We start from the raw sequence: 8,246 nt of genomic DNA, 5'->3' as shown, positions 1-8,246 counted from the left end.
TGCTTGCCGGCGTTGCTGGCAGCCGAGGTGTCTCAGGCGGGCGCTGGTCCGGGCGTTAATCCACAGAGTTATGCACAGCGGGTGGACAATGGGCTACTGAGCCACTCTAGGGGATGAAATCGCCAGAAGATAGCTGGGAAGTTGCCTGTGGATAATTACACTGTTGTGGTTCTGCAAAACGCTCTGTGAGCCACTTCATCCACAGGCTTGAAGCCGCTGTTGAACACAACTGTGGATAGATGCGCGGCAGGCTCCCGGTTTGACTGTGGGTGCCTTTTTGCCCTAACGTTGTGAAGTCCTTTGTGTCCGCTTTTGAGATCAGTTGTAACCCCGTACGTTCATCGTTCGGAAGGCAACGGCGGCAGGCACATACAAAACTTAGCGTCGGCCAGTTCTTCCCCTTTTTTGATCGGGTGGGCGCACCTTTGATCCACTGGAGTAACTAACGTGAGCAAGCGGACTTTTCAGCCGAATAACCGCCGTCGGGCCAAGAAGCACGGCTTCCGCCTTCGTATGCGCACCCGTGCCGGCCGCGCCATCCTGGCTGCCCGTCGCGGCAAGGGCCGCGTCGAACTGTCGGCGTAAATAACTGACTTGTCGGTCAGGGTCTATTTGCGGGTTCGACGGTGCTAGCCACCCCTAACCGTCTGCGGACGTCTACCGACTTTTCAACAACTGTACGTTCCGGCGTCCGCAATGGACGCCGGAACTTAGTGTTATATACGGCTCCTATCGGAGCCGGGGAGCCGAGTCGAATCGGCTTCATTGTCTCCAAAGCCGTCGGGAACGCCGTGACCAGGAACCTCGTTAAGAGGAGACTGAGAGAAGCAGGCGCACTTTCCTTGCATACGCATGGAACGGGCCTGGCGGTCGTGGTCCGGGCACTGCCCGCAGCTGCAAATGCGAGCTGGGAGCAGTTGCTTTCGGACTACAACGCCGCACTGGCAGTGACGACGAAGCGATTGAGTGGCTCAGTTCCACGCAATGCTTCGACCGAACACAACGGCACCACAACGGAAGGGACACCGCGTGCATGACATAAGCACCGCCGTCGTTCCTTCCTCAAGCGACCCCTCCGGGAAGGTTCCCCGGCGGAGCCTCTCGGCGGCGGTGGGCACATTCCTCTGGGAGCTGCCCCGCAACATCCTGATCATCCTGCTGAAGACATACCGCAAGGTGATCTCACCCCTGTACGGCCAGGTTTGCCGTTTCTTTCCCTCCTGCTCGGCATATGCCTTGGAAGCAGTGACGGTGCATGGCGCCGTGAAGGGTAGCTGGCTGGCAGCCAGGAGGCTCGCCAAATGCCACCCCTGGAACGCCGGTGGAGTGGACCATGTCCCCGCCGGCCATCGTCATTGGCCCGAAGGCCGGACGCCCACAATTGTTGTACTGAACAATCCGGACCAGTTCCTGGCTGCTCAGGCTGATGAAGAAGGCCGCACTGCGGCCTAACGAATAGGGATATCGTATGGACTTCTTTGGAACGATCATGTTTCCGTTCAAGTGGCTGGTGTCAATCATCATGGTTGCCTTCCACGACGGACTGAGCTTCATCGGCTTGCCCGCCGCCAACGGCTGGACGTGGACCTTGTCGATTATCGGCCTTGTGCTGGTGATCCGTGCTGCCCTGATTCCTGTGTTCGTGAAGCAGATCAAGGCGCAGCGCGGCATGCAGCTGCTGCAGCCGGACTTGAAGAAGCTGCAGACCAAGTACAAGGGCAAGACTGATCAGCTCTCCCGCCAGGCCATGGCCCAGGAGCAGATGGCGCTGTACAAGAAGCACGGCACCAACCCGTTCTCGGCATGTTTGCCGATGCTGATCCAGATGCCGTTCTTCTTCGCGTTGTTCCAGGTGTTGTCGGGTATCTCCACCAACGCCAAGGAGGGCCAAGGCGTCGGTGCCATGAGCCACGAACAAGTGGTGCAGTTCGATCAGTCCAGCATCTTCGGCGCGCCTCTGTCAGCATCCTTGCTGCACGGCGGGGCTGGCGGCAATGACGTTACGGTCTGGGTACTTTCGATTGTGATGATCGTGGCCATGACCGCCTCGCAGTTCATCACCCAGAAGCAGATCATGGCCAAGAACATGTCCGAAGAGGCCATGGCCAGCCCGTTCATGCGCCAGCAGAAGATGATGCTCTACATCCTGCCGCTCGTCTTCGGTATCGGTGGCATCAACTTCCCGATCGGTGTCCTCATCTACTGGACCACCACGAACCTCTGGACCATGGGACAGCAGTTCTTCGTCATTCGCCGTATGCCTACCCCGGGCTCACCTGCCGCGAAGGCACTTGAAGAGCGCCGCGCTGCCAAGGGCCTGCCCCCGCTGTTGGGTGGCAAGAAAGCCGCGGACGCCGCTGCCGAAGCCGAAGCTGCTGCAGCCGCAGCAGCCGAAGCCCGTGCCCAGCGCGTCCAGCCACAACGTAAGAACAGGAAGAAGAAGTAATGTCTGCCGAGAGCACTGAAGAAGTTATCGCCGCCGTGACTGAAGAGCAGGATGACTCCCAGGAAGAGACGCAATCCAAGACGGCAAGCCGCTTGGAAGAGGAAGGCGACATCGCCGCCGACTACCTCGAAGAACTTCTTGATATAGCCGACATCGACGGCGACATCGACATTGAGGTCCGGAACGGACGTACTTACATCTCCATCGGTACGGACGAAGAGTCTGCGGCCCTGGACAGCCTGGTGGGGCGCGACGGTGAGGTCCTCGAGGCCCTGCAGGAACTCGCCCGCCTCTCCGTTCTCTCCGCTACCGAGACCCGCTCACGCCTGGTGCTGGACATCAACGGCTACCGCAAGGAGCGCGCAGGCGTTCTCCAGCAGATCGCCGAAGACGCAGTGGCCAAGGTTAAGGCAGACGGCGGGACTGTGGCCCTCGAACCGATGAGCGCTTACGAGCGCAAGATTGTCCATGATGCCGTGGCTGATCTCGGATTCGTCTCCGAGTCCGAAGGCGAAGGCGCTGGCCGTCACATCGTCGTTTCGGCTGACTAGAGCCCATGGTCGAAATCACCGCAGCAGAACTGGCAGCTGCAGAGAAGATCTTTGGGGAGCGCCTGGATCTTGCCAAGCGCTACGTTGAGCACCTGGCCACGTCAGGAACAGAACGTGGGCTGATTGGCCCGCGCGAGGTTCCCCGTTTGTGGAGCAGGCATGTTCTCAACTGTGCAGTGATCGAGTCCGCCATCGCAAGGAACAGCCACGTTGCCGACGTCGGTTCCGGCGCCGGGCTACCTGGTCTCTGCCTTGCCATAGCCCGCCCGGATCTCGAGTTGACCTTGATTGAACCCTTGGAACGTCGAGTCATCTGGCTTCAGGAAGTGGTGGATGACCTGGGACTGGACAACGTCACCATCATGCGGACACGTGCCGAGTTGGCCGTAGGCATGGTGGACGCTGACGTCGTCACAGCCAGGGCTGTATCAGCGCTGACCAATCTTGCCGGGCTGACCATCCCGTTGCTTAACGGCAGCGGAGAGGTAGTGGCCATCAAGGGTCGCAGTGCTTCTGAAGAGATAGAGAAGGCCGGCAAAGTCATCCGCAAGCTTGGGGGCGTGGAAACGTCTGTCGTGGTTTGCGGGCAGGAGCTGCTGGAAGAACCCACCACTGTGGTGAGGATTATCGTCAAGAAGCACGGAAAGACGGCGTAGATACCGCTTGGTTTCCCGCGTGTCGGCGGCTGAGCGGTTAGGCTAGAGAACGGCAGCAAGCGCCGAATGAGAGTGAGAGTGTGACCAGTGGGCAGTAGTGAAACTTCCACGCAACGGATACCCCCCTTTATGTCCTTGGGGTCCGCGCGGGCCATGGCTACACCCTCTTCGTCTCTCCAGTCCGCGATTGTGCGCACTGATTCAGTTGCAAACGCTGCAGTTTCACGTGAAACCGTCTCAGATGGAGTGCAGAACGTCATGGATTCCATCGATGATTCCAGCCCAATAGCGCGGCAGCTCGCGAATGAAACGCGGCGCCGAGAGCGCTTGATCGGCCGTGAACTTCCCAAGCCGGAAGGGACCCGTATCTTTACGGTTTCCAACCAAAAAGGCGGGGTGGGTAAGACCACTACCACTGTGAACATTGCAGCAGCCCTGGCCTCGGCAGGCCTCAACGTGCTCGTGATCGATATCGATCCGCAGGGAAACGCATCTACGGCCCTGGGTATTGAGCACCATGCCGATGTAGACAGCATCTACGACGTCCTCATCAACGATCTTCCGTTGAAGGAGGTCGTGGCCCCATGCCCCGACATTCCCAACCTCATCTGCGCGCCGGCGACCATTCACTTGGCTGGCGCTGAGATTGAACTCGTTTCGCTGGTGGCCCGTGAGCAGAGGCTCCGGCGTGCCATTGATGTCTATGCCAAGGAACGGGAGAAGAACGGTGAGGGCCGTCTGGACTTCATCTTCATCGATTGCCCTCCCAGCCTGGGCCTGCTCACTGTTAACGCATTCTGCGCGGCCAGTGAGGTTCTCATTCCCATTCAGTGTGAGTACTACGCCCTTGAGGGACTGAGTCAGCTACTCAAGAACATTGAGATGATCCAGAAACACCTCAATGCTGACTTGGTGGTCTCGACCATCCTGCTCACGATGTATGACGGCAGGACGAACCTTGCCGCACAGGTCGCATCAGAGGTACGCCAGCACTTCCCCCAACAGGTCCTGAGTGCGGTGGTTCCGCGCTCGGTGCGTATCTCTGAGGCGCCGAGCTACCAGCAGACCGTCATGACATACGACCCTTCATCGAGCGGCGCGCTGTCCTATATGGAAGCCGCAGCCGAAATCGCTGAACGTTAGAATTCTTGAAACACAGCAACAGCCAGGGCAGGTCCGTGCTCGGCTATTCCATCGGAGGGATGAATCAATGAGCGAAAAGCGAAGGGGCCTCGGCAGGGGTCTTGGGGCTCTCATTCCTAGCTCGGCCGCGGCCCAGGGAAATGGCTCAGCGCCGTCCCGCCCCGTTGACCTGTTCTTCCCGGAAGCACGTAAGGCGTCGGAACCGACAGTTGAATCTCCGCGTGAGGAGTCGGTGCCTGCCGATTCAGCGCCGGCAGCTGCGAAGTCATCACCCGCGACGTCAAAAGCCAAGGCCCCTGCGGCGAAGTCACCGGCCAAGAGCGCGTTAGCCAAGACGCCTGCTGCCAAGTCCAGCGCGAAACGTTCTGCCGACGCTGCGTCCACTGCCGTCGAACAGCCCGTCCCTTCTTCGGATGCAGATGTCCAGGTTCCCTCAGCTGGTGCAAAGGCGCCCTCGGCACCCCAAAGCAACGACGTCGAGTTGGTGGAGGTTCCCGGGGCTCGGTTCGCTGAGATCCCGGTCGGTGATATCCATCCGAACCGTAAACAGCCCCGTTCCGTCTTCGATGAGGACGACATGGCTGAACTGGTTCACTCCGTTCGGGAAATAGGGGTTCTCCAGCCAATTGTTGTACGAACCTCAACCGAAAAGGGTGGAGAACCGTACGAGCTTGTTATGGGCGAACGTCGGTGGCGGGCAGTACAGGCCGCAGGGCTGGAAACCATTCCTGCGATTGTCCGGGATACCACAGACGACGACCTTCTCCGTGATGCTCTTCTGGAGAACCTGCACCGTAGCCAACTGAACCCCTTGGAAGAAGCTGCAGCGTATCAGCAGCTCTTGGAGGACTTTGGTACTACGCACGAGCAGCTGGCAGATCGCATCGGCCGCTCACGCCCGCAGGTCTCCAATACACTGCGCCTCCTCAAGCTTCCGCCGTTGGTGCAGCGTCGTGTGGCCGCTGGTGTCCTATCCGCAGGCCATGCACGGGCTTTGCTTGCCCTTCCGGATGCGGCCGCAATGGAACGCCTGGCGCAGCGTATTGTCGCCGAGGGTATGTCTGTGCGTGCCACCGAAGAGGCAGTGACGCTTTACCAGGATCCCACCACGCCCGCGAAGAGCAGCATTCCCAAGCCAAATGCTCGGCATGAGCGGCTCGATTACCTCGCTTCCTCACTTTCGGACCGTTTGGACACGAATGTGAAGATCACTTTGGGCGCCCGTAAGGGACGAGTAAGCATCGAGTTCGCCAGCGTTGAGGACCTCAACCGCATTATGGATGTTCTGGGTCCGGGTTCTGAAGACTAAGCTAACGCGCAATTACTGAAGGGCTCCACTCATTGAGTGGGGCCCTTCCTCTCTTTCCAGATCGATGTGCCCCTTTTGGGGGTTTCTGGCCTTGCACCGTGAGGCACCGTTTCATTCCCGGCGGGCGCGCGGAACGGTTCTCTCGATCCGCGCCGGCGCTGGGTGTTGGTGCATCGCAGAGTGGGGCTGACTAACTGATTTGACTAGGACTGGCGTGTTTCACGTGAAACACGCAGTGCCGGGGTCTAGAAATCTCCGGCAATCTACTCATACAGATGCCGTCTCAGTAGCGTCTCGCGCTGTGGTTAGGCCCTCTCTTTGGGTGTTTGAGCTATCAGCTCTCTTAGCAGTTGGTCGAAATCATGATTTAGTGCCGGGACGTCTACCTAAGATCTTGATATTGGAATAACTCGGGATTCCATGTGCTGGGAGCACAGGTTTGTTCCGCCGGTATCTGAAACCACGCCAGATGTTCACGGTGTTTCACGTGAAACCTGCGGCCGCCCTATTCTCCGTGTCGAAATCAGCGCAATGCGCCGTGCAGCGCCAAAAGCACTCTTCCGGCCATAGGCGATCCCCTTCAAGTCGCCCTGGACACAACTGAGGAACGAACCTTACAGCAGCCAGCGGCGACAGAGAATGCCCGAGAGGTCCATGCGTACCTGTTTACGGAGATGCGGCGCCTGCAGTGATACATCTTGTACTCTGACATTGCTGGTTTCACGTGAAACACCCAGACTGACCATAGGGCTATGGTCCGCTGGTTTGCCGCCTTGGCTGAGTCGTATCACTGCCTTTGGACTGGGCGTGGGATCCTTCTGATTCGAGTCAGGATCAGTCTCCTCCCACGCTTCTACATTCGATATCCCAAGCCGTGGGGGCTCAGTATCCCGTCTGTTTCACGTGAAACATTGCCGTACAAATCTACTAAAACGGAATAGGGTTCACATTGACCTCTAAGGAGGTTGCTCCGCATACTCTGGGCCAGAGGAATGTTGCTGGCGTCTGGGCCTAGCGGTCTGTATAGACCGTCTTACCTGCAACCGGACTGTGCCTGAGGGTGTCTGCAGAGCTGGCGACTGCGGACCCGGACTTCGCTGGCGTCGCTGTCTTGGAGTCATGAGACACTGCTGTAGGGCGGAGGATGATGGAGCCACGGATTAGCCGACCGTCGCACATAGCCCGGCAGGTCCAGAGAACCAGATTGATCGGGTCGCATCAGGTGCGAAGGAGCGCCGTGGCTGGTTGGCGCGGCTGGCTGCTCGCATAGTTCCCTGGCTTGCAGCCGAACCAGTGTGTCCTCGGAAGACCCATTGGTTAGGCCGGTGCCATCGTCAGATCAGGAGCAACGCGGCCAAGGTGTGGCAGTGAAGCGCTCGATTGCCCAAATAGTTAGGTGTAGTCCCCAATTGAATGGTTGTCACCGTGCTGTTCAAGCTGTGGAGTCGAGCACCAGGGCAGTAAGGGAGTACAGCACCGTGGGTGTGTAGGGTCCTATAGTGATCCAGGGTCTCGGTGATAGCTTAGCCGCGGCCAGTTATCTAGCGATGTTGAATGCTCCCCCAATGCCTGGGCTAGCGAGGTCTCGGGGCGTCCATGGGTGTCGGGAGTGTCGAAGGCCTGTGAGGCATGAACCAGCCCAGGTTGGCACCTTCAGGGGTGAAAAACAGGCCAAGGGGCCTCTTGGACCACCTATAGTTCGTTCCGTCCGTAGGGCGCTCTGCCCTGTGCAATCTCATCGTCTTCGCCGTGAGGATTCAGGCTAGGCCGGCAGTATCCGGCATCTGTCCATACACTCCCCCGTATCACGCACCCTGGATCTCTGACGGTGAGTGCGGGGTCGAGGCTTGTATTGGTCGGATGTTGAGGACGAGTATTTCGTCCGCGTTCACACACTATTGTTCTAGCGATTCGACGACTGGCTTTTAGGCCGCTGAGTAGCCGGCTCCCCTATTACGACCTCATCAGCCGGCGCACCTGCAGGCGCTGCATAGGGCCATCATCTCCGCTTGTTTCACGTGAAACGCAGAGGGGACCATTACCTCGTCGTGGTCTAAACTGCCCGTTACAACTGTGCATATCGCAGTGGATAAGCCTGTGGATATCTTTGGGGATAACGTTCGGCCGATGCGGGTCGAACG

Annotated in this window: 8 protein-coding genes; all 8 read left to right on the top strand. The window is 58.7% G+C overall.

Annotated elements, in window-relative coordinates:
• Positions 1-447: 447 nt before the first annotated feature.
• The 8 genes from rpmH (at position 448) to HMI60_RS20175 (ending at position 6,105) form a co-directional block, all read left to right on the top strand.
• Entirely contained in the window at positions 448-585 is a 138-nt protein-coding gene (rpmH, locus tag HMI60_RS20210; protein ID WP_011776797.1) for a 50S ribosomal protein L34, read from the top strand.
• Between the two features lie 41 nt (positions 586-626).
• On the top strand, positions 627-1,037 hold the full coding sequence (gene rnpA / locus HMI60_RS20205) for a ribonuclease P protein component (protein ID WP_079582047.1): 411 nt from the start codon (positions 627-629) through the stop codon (positions 1,035-1,037).
• A complete protein-coding gene (yidD, locus tag HMI60_RS20200) occupies positions 967-1,452 on the top strand; it encodes a membrane protein insertion efficiency factor YidD (RefSeq protein ID WP_026267272.1) in 486 nt (161 codons plus the stop codon). Before rnpA ends, yidD begins: the two co-directional genes overlap by 71 nt.
• A 16-nt stretch (positions 1,453-1,468) precedes the next feature.
• The gene (gene yidC, locus HMI60_RS20195) at positions 1,469-2,446 is read left to right on the top strand and encodes a membrane protein insertase YidC (RefSeq protein WP_018778484.1); all 978 of its coding nucleotides are present in this window, start codon (positions 1,469-1,471) and stop codon (positions 2,444-2,446) included.
• Entirely contained in the window at positions 2,446-2,997 is a 552-nt protein-coding gene (locus HMI60_RS20190; RefSeq protein WP_039238989.1) for a R3H domain-containing nucleic acid-binding protein, read from the top strand. Before yidC ends, HMI60_RS20190 begins: the two co-directional genes overlap by 1 nt.
• 5 nt (positions 2,998-3,002) lie before the next feature.
• Positions 3,003-3,653 (top strand): 16S rRNA (guanine(527)-N(7))-methyltransferase RsmG, encoded by a 651-nt coding sequence (gene rsmG / locus HMI60_RS20185; protein WP_039238988.1) that lies wholly within the window; start codon positions 3,003-3,005, stop codon positions 3,651-3,653.
• Positions 3,654-3,740: 87 nt separating this feature from the next.
• Positions 3,741-4,796 carry a ParA family protein gene (locus HMI60_RS20180; RefSeq protein WP_227453619.1) on the top strand — a complete coding sequence of 352 codons (1,056 nt, stop codon included), beginning with the start codon at positions 3,741-3,743 and terminating at the stop codon, positions 4,794-4,796.
• Between the two features lie 67 nt (positions 4,797-4,863).
• Positions 4,864-6,105: a ParB/RepB/Spo0J family partition protein gene (locus tag HMI60_RS20175; protein WP_193590303.1), complete on the top strand. Its 1,242-nt coding sequence runs from the start codon at positions 4,864-4,866 to the stop codon at positions 6,103-6,105.
• The last annotated feature ends 2,141 nt before the right edge of the window (positions 6,106-8,246 follow it).

This window comes from Paenarthrobacter sp. YJN-D, from assembly GCF_015040335.1.
GTDB lineage: Bacteria > Actinomycetota > Actinomycetes > Actinomycetales > Micrococcaceae > Arthrobacter > Arthrobacter nicotinovorans.
Note: the sequence above shows the minus strand (reverse complement) of the source record. Positions and strands in the feature narration are given on the sequence as shown.